The sequence below is a fragment of the Shouchella lonarensis genome, from assembly GCF_900096965.1.
In the GTDB taxonomy this organism is placed as follows: Bacteria; Bacillota; Bacilli; order Bacillales; family Bacillaceae_D; genus Shouchella; species Shouchella lonarensis.
On sequence record NZ_FMYM01000007.1, the window covers coordinates 139,130 to 163,549 of the forward strand.

The 24,420-nt window shown below is 42.3% G+C and carries 28 protein-coding genes; 20 read left to right on the forward strand and 8 right to left on the reverse strand.

What is annotated here, in order from left to right:
- The first annotated feature begins 1 nt into the window (after position 1).
- Positions 2-349, forward strand: a complete 348-nt coding sequence (locus BLT29_RS08830) for a cytochrome C oxidase subunit IV family protein (protein ID WP_090775949.1) — start codon at positions 2-4, stop codon at positions 347-349.
- A 71-nt stretch (positions 350-420) separates the two neighbouring features.
- On the opposite strand, the gene BLT29_RS08835 is transcribed toward BLT29_RS08830, so the two are convergent.
- From BLT29_RS08835 to BLT29_RS08845, 3 genes are read right to left on the reverse strand one after another with little or no spacing between them, the layout of a single operon-like run.
- Entirely contained in the window at positions 421-1,623 is a 1,203-nt protein-coding gene (locus BLT29_RS08835) for a class I SAM-dependent methyltransferase (protein ID WP_090775950.1), read from the reverse strand.
- 59 nt (positions 1,624-1,682) lie between these two features.
- Entirely contained in the window at positions 1,683-2,891 is a 1,209-nt protein-coding gene (locus BLT29_RS08840; protein ID WP_090775951.1) for a class I SAM-dependent methyltransferase, read from the reverse strand.
- A gap of 27 nt (positions 2,892-2,918) precedes the next feature.
- Positions 2,919-5,258 (reverse strand): glycosyltransferase, encoded by a 2,340-nt coding sequence (locus BLT29_RS08845; protein WP_090775952.1) that lies wholly within the window; start codon positions 5,256-5,258, stop codon positions 2,919-2,921.
- Positions 5,259-5,455: 197 nt separating this feature from the next.
- On the opposite strand from BLT29_RS08845, the gene BLT29_RS08850 reads away from it, so the two are divergent.
- The gene (locus BLT29_RS08850; RefSeq protein ID WP_090775953.1) at positions 5,456-6,001 is read left to right on the forward strand and encodes a DUF420 domain-containing protein; all 546 of its coding nucleotides are present in this window, start codon (positions 5,456-5,458) and stop codon (positions 5,999-6,001) included.
- A 50-nt stretch (positions 6,002-6,051) separates the two neighbouring features.
- Entirely contained in the window at positions 6,052-6,528 is a 477-nt protein-coding gene (locus BLT29_RS08855) for a TcaA NTF2-like domain-containing protein (protein ID WP_090775954.1), read from the forward strand.
- 42 nt (positions 6,529-6,570) lie between these two features.
- Here the strand turns inward: BLT29_RS08855 and BLT29_RS08860 are convergent, their stop codons facing one another.
- Together BLT29_RS08860 and BLT29_RS08865 are read right to left on the reverse strand one after the other, a co-directional pair.
- Complete coding sequence (locus BLT29_RS08860; protein ID WP_090775955.1) at positions 6,571-6,933, reverse strand: YugN family protein; 363 nt, start codon at positions 6,931-6,933, stop codon at positions 6,571-6,573.
- Positions 6,934-7,120: 187 nt separating this feature from the next.
- Complete coding sequence (locus BLT29_RS08865; RefSeq protein ID WP_245701188.1) at positions 7,121-7,681, reverse strand: PaaI family thioesterase; 561 nt, start codon at positions 7,679-7,681, stop codon at positions 7,121-7,123.
- 162 nt (positions 7,682-7,843) lie between these two features.
- Here BLT29_RS08865 and BLT29_RS08870 point away from each other — a divergent pair, with 162 nt between their 5' ends.
- The 6 genes from BLT29_RS08870 to coaD all read left to right on the forward strand — a co-directional run bounded on the left by BLT29_RS08870 (position 7,844) and on the right by coaD (position 10,778).
- Positions 7,844-8,293 carry a YlbD family protein gene (locus tag BLT29_RS08870; RefSeq protein ID WP_090775956.1) on the forward strand — a complete coding sequence of 150 codons (450 nt, stop codon included), beginning with the start codon at positions 7,844-7,846 and terminating at the stop codon, positions 8,291-8,293.
- A gap of 12 nt (positions 8,294-8,305) precedes the next feature.
- Positions 8,306-8,572, forward strand: coding sequence for a YlbE-like family protein (locus BLT29_RS08875; RefSeq protein WP_090775957.1), 267 nt, complete (start codon positions 8,306-8,308; stop codon positions 8,570-8,572).
- A gap of 75 nt (positions 8,573-8,647) precedes the next feature.
- Complete coding sequence (locus BLT29_RS08880; RefSeq protein ID WP_090775958.1) at positions 8,648-9,088, forward strand: YlbF/YmcA family competence regulator; 441 nt, start codon at positions 8,648-8,650, stop codon at positions 9,086-9,088.
- A 111-nt stretch (positions 9,089-9,199) separates the two neighbouring features.
- The gene (locus tag BLT29_RS08885) at positions 9,200-9,478 is read left to right on the forward strand and encodes a YlbG family protein (RefSeq protein WP_176763873.1); all 279 of its coding nucleotides are present in this window, start codon (positions 9,200-9,202) and stop codon (positions 9,476-9,478) included.
- A 264-nt stretch (positions 9,479-9,742) separates the two neighbouring features.
- Entirely contained in the window at positions 9,743-10,330 is a 588-nt protein-coding gene (rsmD, locus tag BLT29_RS08890) for a 16S rRNA (guanine(966)-N(2))-methyltransferase RsmD (RefSeq protein WP_090776013.1), read from the forward strand.
- Entirely contained in the window at positions 10,299-10,778 is a 480-nt protein-coding gene (gene coaD / locus BLT29_RS08895; RefSeq protein WP_090775959.1) for a pantetheine-phosphate adenylyltransferase, read from the forward strand. Before rsmD ends, coaD begins: the two co-directional genes overlap by 32 nt.
- On the opposite strand, the gene ylbJ is transcribed toward coaD, so the two are convergent.
- The gene (ylbJ, locus tag BLT29_RS08900; RefSeq protein WP_090775960.1) at positions 10,775-11,989 is read right to left on the reverse strand and encodes a sporulation integral membrane protein YlbJ; all 1,215 of its coding nucleotides are present in this window, start codon (positions 11,987-11,989) and stop codon (positions 10,775-10,777) included. The genes coaD and ylbJ overlap by 4 nt on opposite strands.
- Before the next feature lie 211 nt (positions 11,990-12,200).
- Here ylbJ and BLT29_RS08905 point away from each other — a divergent pair, with 211 nt between their 5' ends.
- Both BLT29_RS08905 and BLT29_RS08910 read left to right on the forward strand, forming a co-directional pair.
- Entirely contained in the window at positions 12,201-12,980 is a 780-nt protein-coding gene (locus BLT29_RS08905; protein WP_090775961.1) for a patatin-like phospholipase family protein, read from the forward strand.
- 2 nt (positions 12,981-12,982) lie between these two features.
- Entirely contained in the window at positions 12,983-14,047 is a 1,065-nt protein-coding gene (locus tag BLT29_RS08910) for a SepM family pheromone-processing serine protease (protein ID WP_090775962.1), read from the forward strand.
- Between the two features lie 26 nt (positions 14,048-14,073).
- Here BLT29_RS08910 and BLT29_RS08915 read toward each other — a convergent pair whose 3' ends face one another.
- On the reverse strand, positions 14,074-15,297 hold the full coding sequence (locus tag BLT29_RS08915) for a nucleotidyltransferase (RefSeq protein WP_090775963.1): 1,224 nt from the start codon (positions 15,295-15,297) through the stop codon (positions 14,074-14,076).
- A 175-nt stretch (positions 15,298-15,472) separates the two neighbouring features.
- On the opposite strand from BLT29_RS08915, the gene BLT29_RS08920 reads away from it, so the two are divergent.
- The 3 genes from BLT29_RS08920 (at position 15,473) to BLT29_RS08930 (ending at position 16,945) form a co-directional block, all read left to right on the forward strand.
- Complete coding sequence (locus tag BLT29_RS08920; RefSeq protein ID WP_090775964.1) at positions 15,473-15,991, forward strand: YceD family protein; 519 nt, start codon at positions 15,473-15,475, stop codon at positions 15,989-15,991.
- Between the two features lie 39 nt (positions 15,992-16,030).
- Positions 16,031-16,204: a 50S ribosomal protein L32 gene (gene rpmF, locus BLT29_RS08925; protein ID WP_090775965.1), complete on the forward strand. Its 174-nt coding sequence runs from the start codon at positions 16,031-16,033 to the stop codon at positions 16,202-16,204.
- Positions 16,205-16,384: 180 nt separating this feature from the next.
- Positions 16,385-16,945, forward strand: coding sequence for an RsfA family transcriptional regulator (locus BLT29_RS08930; protein WP_090775966.1), 561 nt, complete (start codon positions 16,385-16,387; stop codon positions 16,943-16,945).
- 74 nt (positions 16,946-17,019) lie between these two features.
- Here BLT29_RS08930 and BLT29_RS08935 read toward each other — a convergent pair whose 3' ends face one another.
- Positions 17,020-17,505 (reverse strand): N-acetyltransferase, encoded by a 486-nt coding sequence (locus tag BLT29_RS08935; RefSeq protein ID WP_090775967.1) that lies wholly within the window; start codon positions 17,503-17,505, stop codon positions 17,020-17,022.
- A gap of 80 nt (positions 17,506-17,585) precedes the next feature.
- Between BLT29_RS08935 and BLT29_RS08940 the strand changes: the two genes are divergently transcribed.
- From BLT29_RS08940 to BLT29_RS08965, 6 genes are all read left to right on the forward strand, one after another.
- Entirely contained in the window at positions 17,586-18,512 is a 927-nt protein-coding gene (locus BLT29_RS08940; RefSeq protein WP_141769877.1) for a 2-dehydropantoate 2-reductase, read from the forward strand.
- A 90-nt stretch (positions 18,513-18,602) separates the two neighbouring features.
- Positions 18,603-20,225, forward strand: a complete 1,623-nt coding sequence (gene bshC / locus BLT29_RS08945) for a bacillithiol biosynthesis cysteine-adding enzyme BshC (protein ID WP_090775969.1) — start codon at positions 18,603-18,605, stop codon at positions 20,223-20,225.
- A gap of 130 nt (positions 20,226-20,355) precedes the next feature.
- Positions 20,356-20,787 carry a division/cell wall cluster transcriptional repressor MraZ gene (gene mraZ, locus BLT29_RS08950; RefSeq protein ID WP_090775970.1) on the forward strand — a complete coding sequence of 144 codons (432 nt, stop codon included), beginning with the start codon at positions 20,356-20,358 and terminating at the stop codon, positions 20,785-20,787.
- 40 nt (positions 20,788-20,827) lie between these two features.
- On the forward strand, positions 20,828-21,760 hold the full coding sequence (gene rsmH, locus BLT29_RS08955) for a 16S rRNA (cytosine(1402)-N(4))-methyltransferase RsmH (RefSeq protein WP_090775971.1): 933 nt from the start codon (positions 20,828-20,830) through the stop codon (positions 21,758-21,760).
- A gap of 16 nt (positions 21,761-21,776) precedes the next feature.
- Positions 21,777-22,112 (forward strand): cell division protein FtsL, encoded by a 336-nt coding sequence (gene ftsL2, locus BLT29_RS08960; protein WP_090775972.1) that lies wholly within the window; start codon positions 21,777-21,779, stop codon positions 22,110-22,112.
- 25 nt (positions 22,113-22,137) lie between these two features.
- Positions 22,138-24,267 (forward strand): penicillin-binding transpeptidase domain-containing protein, encoded by a 2,130-nt coding sequence (locus tag BLT29_RS08965; protein ID WP_176763874.1) that lies wholly within the window; start codon positions 22,138-22,140, stop codon positions 24,265-24,267.
- Positions 24,268-24,420 lie beyond the last annotated feature (153 nt).

The following is a 24,420-nucleotide window of genomic DNA, read 5'->3' on the forward strand; positions in this document are numbered from 1 at the left end:
CATGGCCGATGAACATTTAAGTACCCCATTTGAGAAGAGTGCAATGACAGCAGCAGAAAAGCGGGCAATGAAAAAAGAAATTAAGCACCAAATGATTATGTTTGTGCTCATGCTTTTCTTAACGGTACTCGCTTTCGCTGCAGTTGCAGCAGACGTTGTACCGCACTCTTTTGCCGTACCTTTTATCTTGATTCTTGCCTTTGTACAGTTGCTTCTGCAGCTATTGTTCTTCATGCATATGAAAGACAAAGATCATACATGGGCAACCGTATTCATGGTAACAGGCATTTTTGTCACTGTGCCGACAATTGCATCTTTAATGTTGCTGATTGGTACTGTGAAATATTAAATTTAAACAAGCGCACTGGGCGATGATGCATCGTTCAGTGCGCTTGTTTTTTGTTCCGTAGCCAGAACATATTATTTCCATGCTTTAAAGAGTGCACGAGTGGTATTGCCTCGTTCATCATCACAGTATCCTAAAAAAGAAACTGTGTTGAAGCCTAAACGCTGGAAATCTTTTATCGTCTCCTTGGGAGGGGTGAGCGTGTTCATTTCAAACAATAACAGCTCTTTTGTGACGCTTTCTAGTAAACGATATAAATGTTCTTTGTTTTGTACGTGGGCATCAATAGACAAACAATACACAACATCAAAGGAGTGGTTTAAGTCCTTTAACGAAAGTTTTTCCAGATCACCTTGTTTAAATTGAACATGATTTAAACCTGCAAATGCGGCGATTTTTTTGGCAACGTGTACTTTATCTTCGTCATATTCAATTCCAAGACACATTTTAGGCTTTAATTTTTGCGATTCAAAAATCATTGAGCCGCAATGACTCCCTAAATCGAGTAAAGTTTTATTACGTAAATCGCTCTCGTTCATTTCGAACTGCTGTAATCGTCTTGTGCTATTTCTATGTGCTGTTTTTACTTCGATAGTAGGCAATGAAAAAGTAGCATAAGGCATTGTTTTTTTCGGAACAAGTCTTCCTTGCTTTTTCCGAAAACTTGTAGATGCGGATGTTAATTCCGAGATGATTTTCGTCTTCAGTGCCTCGGTTGCTTCATCTAATGTTGCAACATGTAAAATATTACAAATTGACACGGGGTGTTCTTTAAAGAAAAACATATTTCCAGTTTCGTAAGGGCTTTTTAATCCTTTGCCAGTTAGGTCGTAGCTTTCAAAGAACGGAGGTGGGTGACCGTTTGGGTATTTTCGTAACGTTTCATAATCAATGAGGGTAACGCGTGAGTTATGATAAAAAAGATTTTTTGCATGTAGATCGCAATGTGCAAAACCATGCACATATAAATCTAATATGATAGACATAATTTGTTCTGTTGCATCTTGTTGTTGCTCTTTGGATAACTGCGGAGCAATGAGATCTAAACGATGTTCAGAAGGGAACATCTTTGTAACAAACATGCTGTTGTCTTCTTCTTCCCACGGTAACATCCAATCGAATTGTTTAAATGTTTTTTGAGCAAGTTTTTCTTGATTAAAACAGTCTTTTCCGACGTTGCTTTGTAAAAATACTTTTCGAATAAAGGACTGTCCAGACTTTTCAAAATAAAAGGTTTCAGACTGATAGCCCCGATGTATGATGGTTTCATCTGACATACGAAATCCCCCTGTCTTTCTTTTTCTACTGCATGTGCCTTTTTCACTTTCATCTATGATTACTTCCACGCTTTAAAGAGTGGGCGACAATGATAAGCAGGGTGGGCATCATCATCACAGTAACCAAGAAAGGTCACTTTTTTAAATCCTGCTGCCTTTAGCTTCATTTTCACGTCGCTTGAATTTGTGCGTGCGTTTCCTTCGAAAAGCAATAATTGTTTTGTTACGCTTCCTAGCAACGAATACAACCGATCAGCGTCTTTTAGATGTGAAACAATGGATAAACAATAGACAACGTCCGCTTTATTTATGTCAGCAATCGTCATGTGATCAATGTCAGCTTGCATAAAGTGGACATTTTTTAGATGCGAAAAGGCAGCGATTTTCTTTGCGATATGAACTTTGTCATCATCAAATTCGACACCTAAGCTATGTTGTGGTTTAAATTTTTGCGATTCAAAGACCATGCCGCCACAGTGGCTGCCTAAGTCAAGCAATGTTTTGTTTTCAAGATCATCGACCGTGATGCCAAACTGTTGTAAACGGCGTGTGCTGTTTCGTTGGGCTTTTTCTGGTAGGATATGTAGGTCTGGAAGTATGAAAGAACTGTAGGGGCGAAAGACACTTGGTAAGTGTCTTTTCCCTTGAGAATGAAATGTGACAGAAGCAAGTGTAAGTGATTTTATAAGTTCTTTTTGTAGTGCAATTTTCGCGTCTTCTAATGAAGCTTGTAATGTTTTGCTGACGGAAGCGGCGAAAGTTTGTTTTAAAAAACAAACATGCTGGGTGTTATAAGGACTAGGCAGTCCTGCGCCAGTAATATCGTAGCTTTCCCAAAAGGGAGGGGGCGCACCAGTGTATCTTTCCATAAATGAGTAATCAATGAGCCTCACTTTGTTTTCATGAAAGAAAATGTTTTCTGCATGTAAGTCGCGATGAGCATATCCTGTGGTGTACATGTCAAGTACGGCAGACATCAATTGTCCGAGTACATTTTCACGGTCTGCTTCTGTCATATGGAGAGCGATTTTATCTAAACGATGTGCTGGAGGGTACATTTTTGTAACAAATATACGGGTTGTATGCCATTTCCATGAAGGGCACCAAGGAAACATATGAAATAATGATTGGGCCAATTTTTCTGTTTCAAAAAAGGTGTTTCCTTCTGTTGTATTAAGAAAGTGTTTGAGAATATAGCGTTCATCAGAACGAGAAAAAGGGAATGTTATAGAGTGAAATCCATGGTGAATCATGTTTTGCTGTGTCATAAGACAATGCTCCTCATACAATAGTGATTATTTCCATGCTTTAAAAAGTGGGCGGTTATTATGAACGTCCATGAAATCATCATCACAAAAGCCGATAAAGTCAATTTTTTGGAAGCCTACTGCTTGCAGTTTTTCTTTCACTTCCTCAACATGGGTCGTGGCATTTCCTTCAAAAAGTAAAAGTTCTTTCGTAACATCTCCGAGTAACTGGTACATACGGTGAGGGTCTTTTACATGTGCTTCCATAGCAAGGCTGTATACAATATCATACGGTCCATCAATCATTTGTGCTGTTAAATGATCGATGTCGCCTTGCTTAAAATGTACGTTGGTCAAATGATTTAGTGCTGCAACCTTTCTCCCCATGTGCACTTTGTTGTGATCAAATTCAATTCCTAGACTCATTTTCGGTTGTAATTTTTGAGACTCAAAAAGCATTCCGCCATAATGGCAACCTAGATCGAGTAATGTTTTTTCGCGTAAATCTGTTTGTTTAATCTCAAATTTCTTTAAGCGACGGGAGCCATCTCGTTGTGCCATTTGCGGTGTGACGGTGAGCTTTGGTAATGAAAATGAACAGTAAGGTCGTGAGAAACTATGTCGGTGTCTGCCTTCTTTCTTTTGAAAGTCTTGAGAGACTTGTGTGAGTTCATGAATAAGTGTTGTGCCTAATGTACGTATAGCTTTGTCTAATGTTGCATGAAAGACACGGCTAATAGATAAAGGATGGGTATTTAAGAAGCCCATATTTTGTGTATTATAAGGACTAGGTAACCCTTGACCTGTAATGTCATAGCTTTCAAGAAAAAGCGGAAGATGATCGTCTGGATATTTTATTAAGTATTCATAATCGATTAGTTGGACACCATTGTGGCAAAAGATGTTTCGTGCGTGTATGTCACGGTGGGCGTATCCTTTAACATAAAGGTCTAAAATAACTGACATAATTTGCCCTAGCACTTCGTCTTTAGCCGATTCAGATAGGACATGGGACAATGTGTCTAGTCGGTTATCCATTGCATACATGTCTGTTGTAAAAGAACGCTCGTCGCTTGTGTGCCATTTTGGTAACCATGAAAACTTGGAGAAAACTTCTTGTGCCCTTTTTTCGTTGTGAAAGCATGCTGTTGCCTCTGGCGTATCTCGGAATTGTTTTTGAATGAAAGGGGTGCCCGATTTCAAAAATGAGAATGTGTCTGCGTGAAGTCCACGATGAATATGCAGGCGATCCTCTCCCGCTTGTTGCTGTTCAAAGCTTTCCTGTGGTGATGTGAGATGAGTAGGCTCGGTGGTCAGTTTGGAAGCTGGATGCGCCGGTCCGCCTTGTTTTTTATAATACGCTGCTTGTTCTCTATGAAATTGCGCTTGTTTTAAGTCGCCAATTCCTTCGTAACAATGTGCAAGTTGGTGATGAGGAAGCCATGTATGGTAGATATTATCAGCAACAGACCAAGAATAACGGGCAGGTAATGGTTGTTTATAAGCAGTTGTATACCAAAAGATGGCTGCTTCTACATGTCCTTGTTTTAAGAAATGTTCGCCCATTCGACAGCTGAAGGCGGGATAAGGGGTATCAAGCGATAATGCTTTTAGCGTTAAGGGTAACTCTTTTTCCGGTTGTCCGTTCATGACATAACAAGTAGCGAGTTTGTGGAGTAGGAAGATTTTGTTTTCCAATGAGATCTCCGAGCTGTCCTGACATTTCTCAAAATAAGTGATCGCCTTATCATACTCTTTGTTCACGACACACTCTCTAGCGTAATGAAACATATCAGAAACGTTTAAGTCGTAACCTTTTGCTAGGTGGCGTTCATAAATGTCAATGTTTCTTCGTGAAGGTGCCCCATTAGGATTGCTCATTTCTTTTGTATGAGTAACAATGATGTCTGAATTAAAATACTGGTACTGTTCGTCAATGGATAAGTCTTCATGGACAATGCCTTTCCACGTGAATCCTTTTTCTCGCTTCACTAACCGTAAACGGGTCGTATGAGAAGTCGCATTTGAATCAAAGCCGTGTAGCATTTGGTATTTCATTGCGACTGCATCAACGTGTGACGGTAAAGATGATTTTAACTCAATTAGTTTCTTCTTTTCACGAGGCGTCAGCACGTCATCTGCATCAAGCCAAAAAATGTATTCTTTTGTGGCGTAACTAAAGGAAGCATTACGTGCAGCAGCAAAGTCGTCAATCCATTCAAAATCATATACGTGTGAGGTCCATTTATGAGCGATTTCCTTTGTTCGGTCTGTAGAGCCAGTATCTACAATGATAATTTCATCAGGAACGCCCTCAACTGAAGAAAGGCATTGATCCAGTGTATGTTCCTCGTTTTTTACGATGAGACATAAGCTAATTGTAATCATTAGGCAACTCCTTTCTGTCCCCATTCAAACACGCAATTATCATCTCAATATCATATGTGGAGGCTGCATGAATTATGAAGCGGCTATTTTAGCGAATAATTTTGTCTAGAAGTGTGGAAAATTTGCCGCATAGTTGTTCAAGGAATGGCTTGTTTTGTAGTATACTGAAGGAGGTCATGCGTAGAGGAGTGAGATAGGTGGAAAAGGATTTACAAAAACCAGTAAAAAAGCGAAATTATCGTCCGGCAATTATTGTGATTTCAGTTGTGCTCATTGGTATTATTGGTATATTATCAGGGCTGCCTGGTGTAAAAGACTTTGATGCCTTTGATGTAACCATTTTGCCACGGACAAACGCGATTTTAAATTCATTTACGTTTTTGTTCTTATTAGCGGCACTTGTGTCGATAATAAAAGGGAAAACACAGTTACATCGGCGATTTATTTATGCCGCATTTGTGACCACAACATTGTTTTTAGTGACGTATGTTGCCCACCATTTATTGGCGGAATCAACACCATATGGTGGAAGTGGCTTGATGGCTGCATTATACTATTTTGTGCTTGTGACGCACATTGTGTTGGCAGCTGTCATCGTCCCGCTTGCATTGACGAGTGTCGCACGTGCGTGGAACATGGAACACGAACGCCATAAAAAAATTGCACGCTGGACAATGCCTATTTGGCTTTATGTTAGTTTCACAGGCGTGCTCGTTTATCTTCTAATCGCGCCTTATTACTAATCTTGTGCCTTTAGCTAAAGGTGATTAACTTAACAGGAAAGGGTTTTTGTGTGAATGCTAAAGATGTGATGTATACGGTAGTTGGGTTATTATTTGTTGTTTTCCTGGCGGGGTGTGGGATGAAGGAGCCAACGGATTTGACCCCTCTTTCTAAAGAAGATGGACAAAAAGTGGTCGATTTTGTGACGCAATATAAGAAGGAAATGATTGATGCGGTGAATAAGCGAGATGTGGACGAACTAGAAGAAACGTATTTTCTTCCAAATACATCTTTCTCGCAGGCGTTTCACCGTTATGTAGAAGACTTGTCGAAACAAGCAGCAACAAAATCACTTGTCTCATTTGAAGTGGGCGGTGTTTACCGCGATCAAGAAGCAGGAGATTTGTTGGTAGACGTAGACGAACATGTAGTAATTGAAAGACCGAATGGTGAGCTGGAGGATGTGAATCGTTCTGTCCGTTATTGGATTGTAGAAGGATCAGAAAGTGAGTACCGTCTGTATACAATTATTGATCGTTCAAATTAAATGGTGCAAAAGGAAAAGGGGCTGTCAGCGGACAGCCCTCTTTTAAAGTTCTTGCAGTTCTTGCTCAATGGTTTTTGTAAGTGAGGTTAGCTTAGTGCGGCATTTGTCAAGCACTGCTTGTGGAAACGTCTCTTCACCATACTCTACACCGTGAGGGTAGTAGTATTTTCCAAGGATAGGCGTCATAAGTTTTACGGTAGTTGAAGGGTGTGGCATATCTCCTTTTACTGCATAAGCAGGAATGCGCAAATAAAACGTTCCGTCGTGGTGGACAATTTTGTAGTCAAACATGACACGTTCATAGTCCCACTGTTCTGCATGGACAAACCCTAATGTTTCAGCAGCGTAATGGACAATAGAGAATGGCAGCTCTTTGTTTTCTAAATTCGTTTCAGTAAATTTCACAGTCGTTCCCCCTCTTATTAGACGAAAATGTCTCATTCCTATCATAGTACGAATGGGCTTTGGATGCAACCTTCCAGAAGTCAGAAATCAGAATCCAATATTCAGATTGGAGGATTTCAAGGAAGCCATGTATCGTCGAGTGAACTTGCATCTGACTTCCGCCGATTGACCGCTGTATTTCGGTATGCTACATTCTTGCTTCTTCATGTGGTTTTCTTGGAATGACATAAAAAGTGCCAGTTGCCTTTGCAACAAGCCGGTTTTTATCGTCATAAGTCTCTCCTTCAACGACGACAAGTTGTCTCCCTGTATGGACAGTTCGTGCAACACAACGTAACCGAGAGCCAAATCCTGGACGAATATAATGAATGTTTAGTTGAGACGTGACCGCAGCCAGATGGTTGGGCAATGATTGAACCGCACGTAAACCCATGGCTGAGTCTAGCAATGTTGCGGTAATGCCGCCGTGTACCATTTTTAATGGGTTATAAAGCAGTGGCGTGATGGGGGCTTGCAACTCAAATTCATCTTCATTTCGTTGGTCATGGGTAACATGGGTAATAGCAGAGAGGTACGTTTGGTGTTGATCCGCTTGTTTTTCCAGTAATCCATCGACAATATTTGAAAGGATGGTCAAATCTTCTTTACTTGCTTTTGACATAAACGTTTGTATTTTACTTTTAAGATCCACGATGTGTTCACCTTTTTCAATCCACGTTGCGGTAGAAGTTTTGTTATTACAAGTCATCATGATCACCTCTTTCATCGGTGTCGATTTTTATGTAGGTTGGAGAGATGTGCTTTATTCAGTGTAACAAAAGAGGAAAAAAGAAGCAAAAACCTCTGCACGTTTGCCTAGCTGTGAAGATATAATACACTGTATATTTTATTTTAGAGAGGGTGAATATTGATGGATGCACAAGACAACCTCCATCCTTCCGTGCAAGCGTTTAAAAGTTTTATTAAAGCTCATCCAGGTGTGATGCGTGATATCCAATCAGGAAAAAAGACAATGCAAAATGTGTTTGAGGAATGGACGATACTGGGTGAAGGTCATGAATATTGGCAGTCGTATAGACAAACAGAGGGAGAATATGCGCAAACTGACGCGCCAGAAGAACCCGAACAGCCTGAAGCTGAGGGTGCAGAAGAAGACGAGGAAGGTGCTGACAACGGTGAAATGATGGGACAGCTGCTTGGGATGATGAAGAAAATGAATGTGCAAGACTTACAAAGTCATTTAGCACAATTCAGTGCAGTCCTCGGTAATATTCAAAATTTAGTGCAGACATTTCAAAAACCCACGGCGCCAACAGCTCGAAAAGAGAATGACTCACCATTTTCTTTTCGGAAAGACTAGGGGTGATGTATCATGAGAGGAGACATTCGCAGGCGTTTACTAGAGGATGAGGAGTTACGCACATTTATGAGACATCATCCGGTTTGGTATCGTTTGTTAGCGCGACAGCCAGCGCGTCTTGGAGAAATGGAACAAGAAGCCAAACGTTATTATGGAAAAACATTGCCTCAACGGGTAGAGAAGATGCAAAATAATGTGAATGTCATGATGATGCTCATGGAAATGATGAAAATGGGAAAAGGCACGCTTGAAGAGACGGTGCAATCACTTGTTCAATAGTTAAAGTGGAATGGCAAATCCCTCTAGAGGAAAACAATAAAAAAGTGTACAATGATGTTGTAAGGAGGGATTTGCGTGGTTGGGACAATGGATACAGTGAGAATGATGGCAGCGTCAGAGGACTTTTCACAAGTGATGTTAATGTCTGATGTATTCGAGCGGTATAAAATAGCACGTCAGCGTTTAAATGAGTGTGCAACGGCTCAAGAAAAAATGAACCGTTTTGCGGTGGTGAAAGAAGCGCATGAAGAAGTACAGCGTTTTGGAAAGTATCATCCTGATTATGCGAAAGTTTCACAAGAAATCCGAACGGTGAAACGTGAATTAGATAAAGATCCAATCGTCATAGATTTCAAACAGGCTGAAGCTGATTTAGAAGCATGTCTAAATGAAGTAAGTGCCATTTTAGCGCAAGCGATTTCACCATCGATTAAGGTCCCGACGGGCAACCCGTTTTTTGATCAACGTTCCTGTAGTGGTGGCTGTAGTACTGGTAAAGCGTGTGGTTGTGGATGAGTACGCAGACGATTTTTTATTTCATATGCAAAGGGCAGCAAGATTGTTTGTAAGTGATAAATAGCTATGATAGACTGTGTGATATAGCATAGGTAGGGGGCACAGGCGAGTATGATAAGTCGGGATCGTCAAGGGATTGTTGTATGGTTAACGTCGTTAAAGTATGCGCGACAACTTCGCCGTTTTGGTCATGTTCAATATGTGTCCAAAAAGATGAAATATGTTCTTTTTTATTGTGACCAAGAAAAAGTAGCGGCAACGATGGATAAGATTGCCCCACTCCATTTTGTGAAAGATGTGCAAGTGTCGATGCGCCCATTCCTTGCGACAGATTTTCAAAATGCGAAACCAGATAAAGCGAAAGAATATGACTACAAATTGGGTATTTAGTTGAAGTAGCTCAAGACCATGTGGTGTAAGCTGTTCTTGCTCTTTACGAAAAAAAGGCGCCTCTTATAAGGAGAGGCGCCTTGCCATGATGTTACATGGCTATGGGAGAGGAGAAACCGGAGGAAGAACTTATGGGGAAACGTAAGTCTTCTCTGCGGTTGTCGCAACACATTCTGTGCTGCTACTCGTCAGTATAGACGCATGTATTTATTTTTATACATGTAAGAGTGCTGGGGTTAAAAATGACAGTAGATGGGTGATCGTATGAGAATTATTGCAGGTGTGCACAAGGGATTGCGTTTAAAGGCTGTTCCCGGGAGTGGCACCCGTCCGACGACGGACAAAGTGAAAGAAGCGCTCTTTAGTATGATTGGGCCTTTTTTTTCTGGTGGAAAAGCGCTTGATCTTTACGCTGGTAGCGGCGGGCTTGGTATTGAAGCGTTAAGTCGAGGAATGGAAACGTGTGTCTTTATTGATAGCGCAAAACAAGCGATTGAAACGATTCACACGAATTTATCACATACTAAGCTGATTGAACAAGCCGAAGTGTATCGAAATGATGCTTCGAGGGCATTACAAGCGTTAGCGAAGCGGGATGTGCAATTTTCAATTGTGTTTCTTGATCCCCCTTATGCGAAACAATCGCTTGAAAAGTTGTTGTCGTCAATAGCGGAGTACAATTTGTTAGCTGATGAAGGTATTGTCGTGTGTGAGCATGATCGCGCTGTTTCTCTACAAAAATGTGTTGGTACGCTTGTGTGCCACCGTGAAGCGTTGTATGGACAAACAGTCATATCGTTATATCGAAAGGAGAAAAAAGATGACACGTGCGATTTGCGCAGGGAGTTTTGATCCCGTCACAAATGGACACGTTGATTTGATTACCCGTGCCGCAGCGATGTTTGATGAAGTCGTTGTAGCGGTGCTCATCAATCAACAAAAGAAACCGTTATTTACTATAGAAGAAAGAATAGACATGCTAGCACAAGTGTTAAAAAGTAGACCGAACGTCATCGTTGAATCATTCGATGGGTTACTCATCGATTATGCCCGATCAAAACAGGCTACGGTCATTGTAAGAGGGTTACGTTCCGCGACTGATTTTGATTATGAAATGTCGATTGCCGCGTTGAACCGTCACTTAGCACCCGAGATTGACACGGTTTGTTTAATGACGGATCCAAAGACAGCGTTTATTAGCTCTAGTATCGTGAAAGAAGCGGCAACTTATCAGTCAAATATATCCGCGCTTGTGCCGGCACCAGTTGCAGATGCACTCGGAAAAAAGTTTAATGTTTAGTGAAAAACCGGCCTCGTCTGTTTTCGTGCATTTAAAAAGATGAACACAATGAGGGCAATGAGCGTCATGTCTCCACCATATTGTTGTAATAGCGCCCAAATGGTCGTACCAAAAATAGCGTCATTGAATGGTGCGAACGTGGTTGTTTCGACGGCATGCTGTACATACAAAGGTTGAAAAAGAATCGCTGTTAGCAGTGCCGCAAACAAGCCATGTAATAACCGGGCATAAAAAAATGGACGAAAACGTAAGTCTGATTCAGCGAGAATACTTGCCACTTGTGCTTGAATGGATAAGCCGCCAAAAGCAAGAATGAAAGATGTGACGATGATTTGTGCTGCTAATGGTGTGGAGGGAAGCGTGCTAATCTGTTCAATGCCAATCGTGATCTCAAATATACCCGCGATAAATGGTTTAGAAAGATCAGTATGCAGACCGATGATGGCAAAGATTCCAGACATGGCTGTTGCGGCGATACTTAACAGACCAATGGTTGTCAATAACTCACTTAATACCGAGAATAAAATGATAAAACCGCCAATAAGTAATAACGTTTGTATAGACGTGCGCACAGCATCACCAAGTAATATCCCTAATGTTTGTTCCGTTTGTATACGATTTTTGTAGAGGCGGGTAAATCCTTCTCTATCATTGTGATTTTGAATGGTCGTTCGTTGTGCGTTATTTGTGCCATAAAATCGAAAACAAAGACCGACAAGGATGTTCCCACCATAGTGGGCAATAGCTAGAAGAAGCCCAAGATTTGGATGATGAAAAAAACCAACGGCGATGGCGCCAAAAATAAACAATGGATTCGCAGAACTTGTGAATGAGGTGAGCCGCTCCCCTTCGATGCGCGTGACAACGTTCGCTTGCCTCATGCGTACAGCTAATTTTGCCCCAGCGGGATTCCCGCTTGCTAGTCCCATCGCCCAGACGAAGCCACCATGTCCAGGAACACGGAAAAGTGGTCGCATGAAGGGCTCTAGGAGAACACCGAGAAAAGAGACGACGCCAAAACCGATGAGCAATTCAGACATGATGAAAAACGGTAAAAGTGAGGGGAAAACAACATACCACCACATAGAAAGACCCCGAATGGATGCATCTATTGCTACTTGAGGATTTGCAATCAAGGCGCCTGTGCAGATGATAGAAAAAGCTGCTAACAATCTTGTTTTTGAAAAGAATCTTGTTGGGACTGCCCGCATAAAAGCACCACCAGTTTTGAGGTTGGAGGTAGGAAGTGAGAAGTTGAGAAGGCTTTTCCTACTTCATAAAAAGTACGCTTTTGCTGTCCAATTTAGAAGCGCAACTGTTCTTGACTTTCCACATGGCCTTTCTTACTTCTAACTTTTGATTGAAAGCCATAAGATTGAAACAGGAAAGCGGAACAGGTAATATAAAGGAGGCGCATAAGTAGTGCAGCGTAGACCTAAAATTGGCCTTGCTCTTGGATCTGGTGGTGCAAGGGGGTTTGCTCATATTGGTGTTTTAAAAACATTGGTTGAGGAACAAATCCCGATTGATTTTATTGCCGGAAGCAGCATGGGGGCACTTGTTGCTACGATGTATGGGACAGGTCATACTGTGGAGACGATGGAGACGTTTGCGAAACTTTTTAAGCGAAAGGATTATATAGACTTTACAGTATCTAAACAAGGACTCATTGCGGGGAAAAAAATCGAGACGCTCATACGTATGCTTGCTAAAAATGGTTACTTAGAAGCATTGGATCCCCCAGTGTGTGTTGTTGCAACAGATTTAAATGCTGGTGAACGTGTCATATTGAAGTCCGGTGATGTTGCACGCGCGGTACGGGCAAGCATGTCTATTCCAGGCATTTTCGTACCTGTCATGATGAACGGCCGATTGCTTGTTGACGGCGGGGTAGTTGAGCGTGTACCAGTTTCCGTTGTGCGTGACATGGGTGCAGATGTGGTCATTGCTGTTGACGTCTCTTTTTTCCGATCAACGCTTTCATCACCATCTGTGTACGAGATTTTAATGCAAACAATGGATATTATGGGTAGAGAATTGGCTCGCGGTCAGATTCATTTAGGAGACATACATATTCGTCCAATTTTAAAGCACTCAGCACCACTAGACTTTTCGCAGACAAGCCAGCTAATTGAACAAGGTGCAGAGGCATGTCGGGCGGAATTACCAATGATAAAAGCTTTGTTGAAAGAGTGGAGGTAATTATGGAGAAAACAATCATAAAAAAGTTTTCTTGGAAGCGTTGGGTCGTTTTATTTATAATTTTACTTTTGCTTGGCTGGATAAAAATTCCTTACTATTACAGCCAACCAGGTATGGCTGAACCTTTAACGGAAATGGTTCATGTGGATGGTTCTAAGAAGGAACATTCAGGTACGTTTATGTTAACAACGATTCAGACAGCGCACGCGACTCCTTTGTTAGCCGCATGGTCTTACTTAAGTCCGTTCCGCTCTTTACATCCTGCACCAGAAGAGTTAACAGATGAAGAGTATGATGAACGTCAACGTGTGATGATGGAGATTTCTCAAGATAACGCTAAAATTGCTGCTTACACGGCTTCTTCTCATGGTCGCGTCAATATTACTAATAATGGGGTGTATGTGTCTGGTATTGTGAAAGGGATGGCGGCTGAAGGTTATTTAGAATCTGGGGATGTCATTAAGCAAATTAATGGTCAAGATGTAAAGACGGCAGAGGAGTTGTTAGAGGTGTTATCTTCATACGAAGAAGGTGACACGGTCTCTGTCACCTTTCGGCGTGCAGGTGTTGCAAAGACGGAATCGTTAACATTTGCCAAATTGCCAGCGCGTGAGGGTGAGATCTCTAAGCGAGCTGGGATCGGGATCCAAGGACCACTGACGGATCGAACGGTGACATTTGTTCCCGATGTTGAGATTACCGCAGGGGCAATTGGTGGTCCGTCTGCTGGACTGATGTTTTCGCTAGAAGTTTATCAACAGTTGTCATCTGAAAACTTGACAAAAGGACATTGTATTGCGGGTACAGGTACCATCGATGAGATGGGGAGAGTAGGCCCCATTGGTGGAGCGAATCAAAAAGTGGTTGCTGCAGATGACGAGGGTGCAGCATATTTCTTTGTTCCTCATCAATATGGCGCACCTAACTCGAACTATGTTGAAGCAAAAAAAGCGGCTGAGGCGATCGGGACGGAAATGGACATAGTTCCTGTAGATACATTGCAAGATGCGCTTACTTTTTTAAAGACATTACCAGAGAAAACGGAGGGCTGTTCTAAAAGGTCATAAAAGGACCTTTTAGAACAGCGTGTTTTTTATATACGAATAGGTGCTTGTTTATACGTTTGCTTTAATATGCGTTGTGTGATAGCTGGTGGGTGTGCTAGCGCATATGCCTGATCAACTTGTAAATCGAGCGCGCCTAGCGTAGAGGCGTGTTTGAGTTCGGCTGCACGTGTCACAATGGGACATGAAAGCTGCTTCTTTTTTTTGTTTAAGTAGGTCTGTCCTATTGTAGACATGCCAAGCAAGCGAATATATGGAACAGGTTGCTCATGAATGTAAGAAAGCATCTCTTTGGTGGTACCCGTTAATAAGTGTGTTGCCAGACGTTGTATCCGGGTTTGTGTATAGCGCTTTGTTTTCACATGCTGTAACCAGTCAGCAAAAGAGGTAGCTTCGTAGACGGCCTCGTTTAGGCGAAACTCAATCCCCTCTTCACATTCTGCAATCGTACGAATGTGTGAAAGAGGTGTGGTCAATAATCGGTGTTGTAAGTATGGAAAGTAGCGCTCCCACGTGTGCAAGTGCCCAACTTGTAGCATATATTTTTCCAGCGCTGAAATTGTTGTTTTAGGCATCACACGCGAAAGGTTAGATAGTTCTTGGCCAGATGATAGTGCATGACGAATACTTGTTGCACTTGCAATGGTATGCTCATCATGAATATTTTTTTCATGAAAGCCTGCTTGTTTGCGCACGGTGGTGGCGGGAATTAAAGGGAGATGTTGCTGTGTAATGGACGAAACGTAATGATACCCAAGGATATTGTTTGGTTGATCGAGCCTTAATAATGTTTCATTGCCATTTGCCAAGGTGCGAAATGCCGCTGCGCTTGCGTTTGGATAGCTTACGCCCTTTTGCATGTGTTCTTTTATAGCGAAGTCATAAGCTTCTTTGTTTTCATTCATAAATTGGACAAGTTGATGAAATAAGGTGATGTCACCGGCTTCGCTGCCAAAGTGAAGATGTGTACAGCCAAGGGTGGCTAAAATATTGGTCGCTCCTTCAGCAAAACGAGCGGCGCTTTGCACGGAATAGGCATATGGGAGTTCGACGACCACATCGACGCCGCAGGCAAGTGCCATCTTTGTTCTTGTCCATTTGCACACAATGGCTGGTTCCCCTCGCTGTAAAAAAGAACCACTCATAACTGCGATACATATGTGTGCACCTGTGTCAGTTTTTGCGGCACGTAAATGATGTAAGTGACCGTTATGAAAAGGATTATACTCGACAACAACACCAACAGCTTTCATGTAACCTCGTCCCCTTCTTTGCAAATCAACCGTATGTATAGTACAATTAGTCTTTATACTGTTCATTATAACGTATCGATCTTGTAAAACAACAGCCTTGTGTAAAGAAAAAAGATTGACATTCTAGCTGTGTAGTCTTATAATAATTTTTGTTGCCTTATGAGGTGAATAGCATATGAAATGGACAATGCAACAATTACAAAACGCTCGTGTTCAGCCCCTTTCCTTTGAAGGAACAGAGGATATCGCTACACAGCTCTGTCAACATAAAGAGATACGTGCGGCGACACCAGTAGCGTTTGCTGTGACGTTTCATGCGAGGCGGCATGTGTACACTTGTTCGTTCACGGTGAAAGGGACATTAACATTGGTTTGTGCGAGGACGTTAGCAGATGTTTCTTTTCCATTCTCAATAGATGGGACAGCACATTTTGTACCAGAAGGAGAGCAACCACCGCCTACCCTTGATGAAGCAGATGTTTATACGTATACAAATGAAGACATTCATTTGCTACCAGCCATTTGTGAGCGGATTTTTCTTGAAATTCCTATTCAAGTTTATGCCGATCACCCTTCAGAGGTGCTGGCTCCGTCGGAAGGTCAGGGATGGGCGCTCATCACTGAGGCATCTAAGCAGGCAACAGTTGATCCGCGTTTGGCACAGTTAGCGACCTTGTTTGAGGAAAAGGATTGAGATTGTTTTAGTTTTGAGAACGATAAGGAGGTGTTACAAATGGCGGTACCATTTAGACGAACATCTAAAACGAGAAAAAATAAGCGCCGTACGCACTATAAGTTAGAAGTGCCAGGTATGGTAAAATGCCCAGATTGTGGAGAGTATAAGCTTTCACACCGTGTTTGTGGAGAGTGTGGATCTTACAAGGGTGAGAATGTCTCAGCAAAATAAATACGGAACGCATGAAAAAAACTTAGTACCTAGGTACTAAGTTTTTTTCATGCGTAAATATGTAGTCTATCGCATATTTTCCTAGGATAAAGGGAATCTTATAGTAATAGAATAAAGTCTATTTGAATGGGTTTGTGCATACACTTTACTATTTCCATGTGATAAGAGGAGGTTTTTTAAATGGTCGCTAATCGCCAAGATGCGTGGACGGAAGAAGAAGATTTGTTGTTAGCAGAAACAGTGTTAAGGCACATTCGTGAAGGTGGAACACAGTTAGCTGGCTTTGAAGAGGTGGCAGAAAAATTGTCTAGAACGAGTGCTGCTTGCGGGTTTCGATGGAACTCAACCATTCGCAGAAAATATGAAGCAGAAATTAAGATGGCAAAAAGGAAACGGGTTTCGAGTAGACAAAGATATCGAAAAGAGCAACACGAACAAGATTTACAAAAGAAAGAGATATCTTTTTACAAAAAGAATGAGTCGTCTATGCAGAGGGCCACACCGCCTAACATTAACATGGATATGATCATTGCTTATTTGCAGGAGTTAGGCGATAAACAAGCAGATCACCAACATGTTCATGCATTGACAGACGAAAATAGGCAGTTGCGGGCACGTTTAGAAGCACTTGAAAAAGAGAAAGAAACGATTGCGAAGGATTATCGGGCATTAATTGACATTATGGAGCGTGCACGTCATTTAACGGTAGATCGTGCGGGAGAGACCCAAAAGTCGATGTGATAAAAGGTAAGGCGGGCATCAATATGAGAAGTGAAGCCATAATGTGGTGCACTTCTCATATTGCCCGCCTGTTTTTAGTTTGTTTGTGCGGTTTGTTCTTGTACACCATTTGGAAACCATACATAAGGGCTTTCGCCCCGGTCACGTGTTTCGTTATACGTCACAGATTCAAAGCCAAGCTTTTCCCAAAATTCGCCAGTACTTTGACGAGCATTCGTTTTAATCGGCAAATTGAATTGTTTTGCAAAGTCAACCAGTGCGCGCCCGTAACCTTTTCCTTGATAAGGAGGTAGTACTTCAAGTTTCCAAAGTTCTAAGAAATCTTGTGGTGGTTCAAAATAGCGGTCAAATTGTGCATTGATGCGATAAAGACTCATTCTCGCCACCAATTTTTTTCCATAGTAAATGCCATAAAAGGGTGATTCACTATCGTTTTCAATGATGCTCTCATTTAAGTCATCTTTCATTGACAATTCCGCGGCGCCGTACTCACGAAATGCGCGAAACTCTTCCAGTGTCTTATAATTGACAAGTAGCCGTTTTACTTGAATGTGTGCCATGGTGCTTTCCTCCTATATGAAATAACATTCCTATTTTAGTTTACTACAAAATAGTGTCAGTACGCACGAGAAATCGCTTTGTGTCAACAAGAATATTTGGTACAATACGGATGAAAAGAGGTGAGGAAGTGCGAGTGGGGGTCATTGGCGCTGGAGCGATTGGGTTATTGTTAGCGAGTGCATACGAGCAAGAGGGTGCAGACGTGATGGTATTCACAAGACGACCTGCGCAAGCGTGTCGACTAAACAAGGAAGGGATTCGTGTAGACGGTTTATTGTCATACACGGCTGAGGTAAAAGCTAATACGACCAATGAAGCCATCCCTATGTCTTTCGACTTATTGATCGTAGCCGTAAAATCATATGATGTGGCAACCGCATTGCAGTCATTTTTCCAAAAGAATATGGCTGTCCGGCAATGGCTGTTTATCCAAAATGGGATGTCCCACCTTGATATCATTTCATCACTTCAGGGAGACATCTATGTTGCGGGTGTTGAATATGGCGTCAAAAAAAGCACGGACACTTGCGTGGAAGTGACCGGACTTGGACGTATACGTGTGGCACCTTTTCGCCTATTCACAACGGAATCTTTTGTGGAAACATCTTTTCTGCAGATTGAAAGAGCATGTCACTATAAAGAAATGCTGGAAGATAAGTTGATTGTCAATGTGTGTATTAATCCGCTGACAGCACTATTAGGTGTGAAAAATGGGGCGTTGCTCACCGAGCCGAGTTATAAACAAGCGATGCGTACCATTTTTCGTGAAGCAATCTCGGTGCTAAATAGAGATGCAGATTGGCTCATGTTATGGCGGCGCGTTGTATCAGTTTGTCAAAAGACAAGTGATAATACGTCATCCATGCGTGCTGATTACGAGGTGGGAAGGCGTTTAGAAACGGAAGCCATTATGGGCTATTTACTGAAGGAAGCAGACAGAAAGAAGAAAGCCGCCCCGTGCATAGCATTTTTATCTCACTTGCTCGTGAATAGAAACGATCATTGAGTGTTGCAAGCATCTTGTTTGGGTTCACTCGTTTTTTTTGCTATGATGAAGGCGTAGAGATATACATAGGAAAGCGAAGGGGAGCATTAAATGAGGATTGAGCGGCTAAATAAGATGCATTTACAAGGGCTTTTATATGACTATCTGGAACAACCGGCGCGATGTCAAAAACGCTTTTCTTACGATATTCATGACGCAAACTGGCTACGGGAACGCGTGGCTGATATTTCAGCACGCTCTTTTCCTCATCGGCAAGCGTTATGTGATGAGCTTGAAAAGAAACATGCTGGATTACCACATGCTGAACCCTGCTTAAATCATATTCACAAATTAAGGAAAGACGAGTCTCTTGTCGTCGTTGGTGGTCAGCAAACAGGAATATTGACAGGTCCATTGTATACAGTTTATAAAGCGATGTCACTTATTATAATGGCACGCCACTATGAGCAGACATTGCAACGTCCTGTTGTACCCGTTTTTTGGGTAGCGGGTGAAGACCATGATTTAGATGAAATACGTTTTGTGTATATGAAAGCAACTCGTGGTTGGCAGAAGCATGTATTAGAAGATGAACGAACAGATGAATCTGCTACTGATAAGGCTTTTCCAAAAGCAGCATTTTCAGTACTGAGTCAGAAATTGTTTTCTTCCTTGCCAGAAACAATGCATACGCAACATTTACAAGCGTTTTTATTAGAGGCAGCGCAGACGTCGCAAACATACAGTGATTTTTTCCAGGTAATGATGCACAAGTTATTTGCAGAAGAGGGCTTACTTTACTTGGATAGTGGTGATCAGGCGATACGTCAACTAGAGCGTCCGTTTTTCCGTGCGCTTATCCAGCAAACAGAAGAATTGCAAAACATGCAGCAGGCGGGGAATGAAGCTTTGACCAAACTAGGTTATCCATCTACGCTTGTGACAGCGCGTGAAAATGCGCATCTTTTTTTAACTATCGACGGAACGAGACGGCGACTAGACTATGCTGACGGTCATTTTTTTATTAAAGGAACCAACCTTTCTTATACGAGAGAAACGTTGTTAGCCATGGTGGAGGAAACACCGGAACGGTTTAGCAACAACGTTGTTACGCGTCCACTCATGCAGGAATGGCTGCTCCCGACGCTTGCATTTAGTGCGGGGCCGGGAGAATTATCCTATTGGGCAACGCTAAAAGAAGTGTTTACATTATATGGATTGAAGATACCGCCCATTGTTCCCCGTCTATCTGCAACCATTGTGCCACGCCATATTGAAAAGTGGCTCTTAGAACAGAGCGAATCAGCTGCTGCGTATATTGCAGGAGAAGGAATACGTAAGCGAGAGTCATGGTTAGAAAAAAAACAATCACTGTCCATTGAGGATGTTGTTCATGAAGCACAAAAGGAAATTGAGCAGGCACACAGGCCACTGAGACAATTAGCGAGGCAAATGAGTCCAACGTTACGAGAACTCAGTGAAGAAAATCATTTAAAGTTACAGCAACAACTTCAATTTCTTAAAGAAAAGATGCTACAAGAGGTACGAGGAAAGCACGCTGTACATTTAAGGAAATTTGATGAAGCAATAGATTGGCTCTATCCTCAATCGAAGCCGCAAGAACGTTTGCTTAGTATGATTATTTTCGTCAACTTGTACGGATTCAATCTATTTTCTAGAATGATTGCAGAGACGCCACCTTCGTTTGATCGACCGTTCATTTATTATTTGTAAAGTATTCTTTAAAAAGTTTTGTCTTCGGGCAGGACTTTTTTCTTTTTTGTGGAAAACTTATGAGGCTGGGTGGTGCAAAGTGGTGATTTGTGGTAAGTTAGAGGGAGAAAGTGGGGGAGGTGGCTGATCGATGTTTTTGGGAGAATATCATCATACGATCGACGAAAAAGGCCGTATGATTGTACCTGCCAAGTTTAGAGACAGCCTTGGTCCTTCATTTGTTGTCACCCGTGGACTTGATCACTGCTTATTTATTTACCCAAAAGTGGAATGGGACAAGCTTGAAGGACAATTGAAAGCTCTACCTTTCACAAAAAAAGATGCCCGAGCTTTTACGCGGTTTTTCTTCTCGGGTGCAGCAGAGTGCGAATTGGATAAACAAGGCAGACTGAATGTCCCATCGCCATTAAGAGAATATGCTAAGCTGGAAAAAGATTGTGTTGTCATCGGTGTATCGACGCGTTTAGAAGTGTGGAGCAAATCACTTTGGAAAGACTATGTCGTACAGTCAGAGGATGCACTGGCAGAGATTGCTGAAAACCTCGTTGACCTTGACCTGTAATGTGACGCAATCTCAAATATTAACTGAAAAAGGTGTTTGAATGTTTTTGCATACAACGGTATTAAAGGAGGAGGCCGTAAAAGGGCTCCATATGAAACCAAGTGGCCTTTACGTAGACTGTACGTTAGGTGGTGCAGGTCATAGTGAAAGGATTGCAGCACAGCTTGGTGAGGGGGGGCATTTATATGCATTTGACCAAGATGATGTGGCGTTAGCGCATGCAAAGGAAAGACTTTCCCCTTATGAGAATAAAGTGACGCTCATTCGCAGCAATTTCCGTTGGATACAAGCGTCACTTGCTAAGTACGATGTGCACGCTGTTGATGGCATTTTATTCGACTTAGGCGTGTCTTCACCGCAGTTAGATGAGGCTGACCGTGGATTTAGTTATCACCAAGATGCGCCACTAGATATGCGCATGGATCAGACGGCACCACTTACCGCGCAACAGATTGTAAATGAGTGGCCGTTTGCTAAACTTGTATCCATCATCTCTCGGTATGGAGAAGAAAAGTTTGCTAAGCAAATTGCGCGTAAGATTGAAGCTTTTCGCACCAAGCAACCACTCGAAACAACTGGACAGCTTGTGGAGGTCATTAAGGACGCAATTCCTGCACCTGCTAGAAGAACGGGAGGACACCCAGCAAAAAGAACGTTTCAAGCGATTCGCATTGCTGTGAATGATGAACTCGGTGCTTTTGAAGAAGCGCTCACAGATGGTTTATCATTGCTACGAAGTGGTGGACGTATGGCGGTCATTACTTTCCATTCATTAGAAGACCGCCTATGTAAACAAGTATTTAAAGAAAAAACAAAGCAACCTGATGTACCAAGAGGTCTCCCGATCATACCAGAGGAGATGACAGCGCCATTCAAATTAGTGACACGGAAACCCATTGTCGCCAGTTCGGATGAATTGGTTAGTAACAACCGAGCCAGATCAGCAAAATTAAGGATTATTGAAAAAAGATAAACGGGGGGATTACACAATGATTGCACCGAAACAGTCGTATGAGTATCAACATGAGCACCATGATGTAAGGGAGCAGCAACACGTTGTTCGTTACCGTAAAGGAGTGACCCCCGGAGAAAAAATGATCGCAAGTTTGATGGCGGTCGTACTTTGCTTATTGCTTGGTTGGGTCGTCCATAACTATGCAACCATTTATGGCTTGGATGTCTCCATTCATGAAACACAACAAGAAATGAATGCGCAAGAGAAGGTAAATGCGGGCTTGAAAATGAAAATTGATGAACTCAGCGCACCAGAGAGAATTATTGAACATGCCAAAGGACTTGGAATGGAACGCGCAGGGGGAGAATGATGCGACTCGAGGGAGTGTGAGGAGCTTGGAAATTAAACAAGCAGTAACGAATAAACGAGCGGTAATATTAATGCTCGTTTTTTGGTTCATTTTTTCTGTATTTACTATTAGGATTCTTTACATCCAATTCTTTAAAGAAGTACATGGCGAAGATTTGAGGGCATTAGCGGAAGCGAAATATCAAGAAGCGCGCATACTGCCTGGGAAGCGTGGAACGATTCATACGCGAGATGGTGGAGTGATTGCAGAGGAAGTGCCGTCGTATGCGATTACAGCCATTTTGTCTCAAGCACAAGGGCCGAATCATTATGTGAAAGACGTTGCAGAAACAGCAAAAAAATTGTCTGAAGTGACCGAGATGGAAGAGGCGTTTTTGCGTGAACGGCTAGAAGACGGGGAGCGCCGCAGCAAATATCAAATCGAGCTAGGAAAAGAAGCAAGAGGATTAACATATGAACAAAAAGAAGAAATTGAATCGCTCCGTTTACCTGGGATCGTCATTGAAGAAGAGACACGGCGCTACTATGCGAAAGGTGTGTTTGCTTCTCATGTTATTGGTCACGAGAGTCGTCAAGAAGAGATACCAAGCTTAGGGCTAGAAGCGAAATTTGATGACGTCTTACAAGCGAAAGATGGTAAAATTGACCACCAACTTGCACGTGGTGGACGGGGTATACCTGATGCAAAAGAAAGAATAGAACTACCCGAAAATGGATCTGATTTGTATACGACCATTGATACAGGTATTCAAGTGACATTAGAGCAAGCGATGACACATGTGGAAGAAGTATACACGCCTGAAAAGATGACGGCCATTGTCGCTAACCCACATACTGGGGAGATCCTTGCGATGAGCAATCGTCCAAGCTTCGATCCGAACGCGTACCATGATATTGAAAACTTTTCGAATTACGCTGTACATGACACAGTTGAACCTGGTTCAACGATGAAGGCATTCACCGTCGCTGCTGCAATAGAAGAAGGCGTGTTTCACGACGAAGAAATGTTTAGATCAGGGCAATATGAAATTGATGCGCATACTGCACCAATTCGTGATGTCAATCGAGGCGGATGGGGGGACATTTCCTTTGCGGAAGGTGTGTATCGCTCGTCAAATGTATTGATGACGAAGTTAGTATTGGAACGATTAGGACTAGATACATTTTCTTCTTATTGGCAGCGTTTTGGTTTTAATGAGCAAACGGGTATTGATATGGCGCAAGAAGGAACAAGCCGATTAACACTTGAAAGCCGGGCGGACGCGGCACGGACGTCATTTGGTCAAAGCTCTGCTATGACACCGATTCAAATTGTCCAAGCGTTTACAGCGATTGCAAATGAGGGCAAGATGATGAAGCCATACGTTGTTCAAAAAGTGGTTGATGAGTCTGGAAAAACAACATATGAAAGAAAACCAGAAGTGGTTAGAGAAGTCATTTCCGCTGAGACGGCTGCCCATGTTCGTAAGTTGTTGCGTGGGGTGGTTTCTGAGCCAGTAGGTACAGGGCAAGTGTATGATGTTGAGGGGTTGCAAGTAGCGGGGAAAACCGGAACAGCACAAATTGTAGAGGACGGGAAGTACTTGCAAGGAAGTGGACAATATTTGTATTCATTCCTTGGAATGGCACCATATGATGATCCACAAGTCGTTGTTTATGTGTCTGTGACAAAGCCAAATTTGGAAGCAGGAGGCGGTGGTGTTGCACCTGTTTCATATATTTTTAATGAAGTGATTAAGAGTGCTGTCGCGCATACAACAGCTGAAGAAAATAAACAAGAAGAAGTGTCTTCCGAATCACTTCTTTCCTTACGTGATATGAAGGGAAAGACGATCGATGAAGCAGTAGCGATGTTAAAGGAGGACGGGTTGACGCCAGTCGTAATTGGAGAGGGCAGCAAGGTCGTGTCGCAGTCTCCACAAGTAGGGGAACATGTCGCTCGGCATGAGCGAATGATACTACGTACAGATGGAGAAGAAACGAGTATGACGGATATGACGGGATGGTCTGTGCGTGATGTGTTAAAAGTGACCACAGTATTATCGCTTGAACCGTCTTTTGAAGGACATGGCTATTTAGTCAAGCAGCATCTCAAGGATGGTGTATTGTATGCGACATTTGCACCGCGTGTGGAGCAGCAAGATGACAACAATTAAATAAAAACAGTTAAGATGCCTTGCGTGATAGATGTGCGCAAGGCATTTTTTTGCCTTTGTGTGTGTTTCATTATCATACATTCACATTGAAAGAACGCGAGAAATAAAAATCATAACCATTGTTTAAAGACCATAACATTTAAAATAACGGCA

Bases quoted from the DNA above. Each gene is read 5' to 3' on its own strand.
- BLT29_RS08915 (WP_090775963.1), bottom strand. From the start codon at position 15,297: ATGAAAGCTGTTGGTGTTGTTGTCGAGTATAATCCTTTTCATAACGGT.
- BLT29_RS08835 (WP_090775950.1), bottom strand. From the start codon at position 1,623: ATGTCAGATGAAACCATCATACATCGGGGCTATCAGTCTGAAACCTTT.
- BLT29_RS08875 (WP_090775957.1), top strand. From the start codon at position 8,306: ATGAGAGGAGACATTCGCAGGCGTTTACTAGAGGATGAGGAGTTACGC.
- mraZ (WP_090775970.1), top strand. From the start codon at position 20,356: ATGTTTTTGGGAGAATATCATCATACGATCGACGAAAAAGGCCGTATG.
- BLT29_RS08910 (WP_090775962.1), top strand. From the start codon at position 12,983: ATGGAGAAAACAATCATAAAAAAGTTTTCTTGGAAGCGTTGGGTCGTT.
- ftsL2 (WP_090775972.1), top strand. From the start codon at position 21,777: ATGATTGCACCGAAACAGTCGTATGAGTATCAACATGAGCACCATGAT.
- BLT29_RS08930 (WP_090775966.1), top strand. From the start codon at position 16,385: ATGGTCGCTAATCGCCAAGATGCGTGGACGGAAGAAGAAGATTTGTTG.
- rsmD (WP_090776013.1), top strand. From the start codon at position 9,743: ATGAGAATTATTGCAGGTGTGCACAAGGGATTGCGTTTAAAGGCTGTT.
- rpmF (WP_090775965.1), top strand. From the start codon at position 16,031: ATGGCGGTACCATTTAGACGAACATCTAAAACGAGAAAAAATAAGCGC.
- bshC (WP_090775969.1), top strand. From the start codon at position 18,603: ATGAGGATTGAGCGGCTAAATAAGATGCATTTACAAGGGCTTTTATAT.
- ylbJ (WP_090775960.1), bottom strand. From the start codon at position 11,989: ATGCGGGCAGTCCCAACAAGATTCTTTTCAAAAACAAGATTGTTAGCA.
- BLT29_RS08920 (WP_090775964.1), top strand. From the start codon at position 15,473: ATGAAATGGACAATGCAACAATTACAAAACGCTCGTGTTCAGCCCCTT.
- BLT29_RS08870 (WP_090775956.1), top strand. From the start codon at position 7,844: ATGGATGCACAAGACAACCTCCATCCTTCCGTGCAAGCGTTTAAAAGT.
- BLT29_RS08885 (WP_176763873.1), top strand. From the start codon at position 9,200: ATGATAAGTCGGGATCGTCAAGGGATTGTTGTATGGTTAACGTCGTTA.
- BLT29_RS08840 (WP_090775951.1), bottom strand. From the start codon at position 2,891: ATGACACAGCAAAACATGATTCACCATGGATTTCACTCTATAACATTC.
- BLT29_RS08830 (WP_090775949.1), top strand. From the start codon at position 2: ATGGCCGATGAACATTTAAGTACCCCATTTGAGAAGAGTGCAATGACA.
- BLT29_RS08845 (WP_090775952.1), bottom strand. From the start codon at position 5,258: ATGATTACAATTAGCTTATGTCTCATCGTAAAAAACGAGGAACATACA.
- rsmH (WP_090775971.1), top strand. From the start codon at position 20,828: ATGTTTTTGCATACAACGGTATTAAAGGAGGAGGCCGTAAAAGGGCTC.
- coaD (WP_090775959.1), top strand. From the start codon at position 10,299: ATGACACGTGCGATTTGCGCAGGGAGTTTTGATCCCGTCACAAATGGA.
- BLT29_RS08865 (WP_245701188.1), bottom strand. From the start codon at position 7,681: ATGACTTGTAATAACAAAACTTCTACCGCAACGTGGATTGAAAAAGGT.
- BLT29_RS08935 (WP_090775967.1), bottom strand. From the start codon at position 17,505: ATGGCACACATTCAAGTAAAACGGCTACTTGTCAATTATAAGACACTG.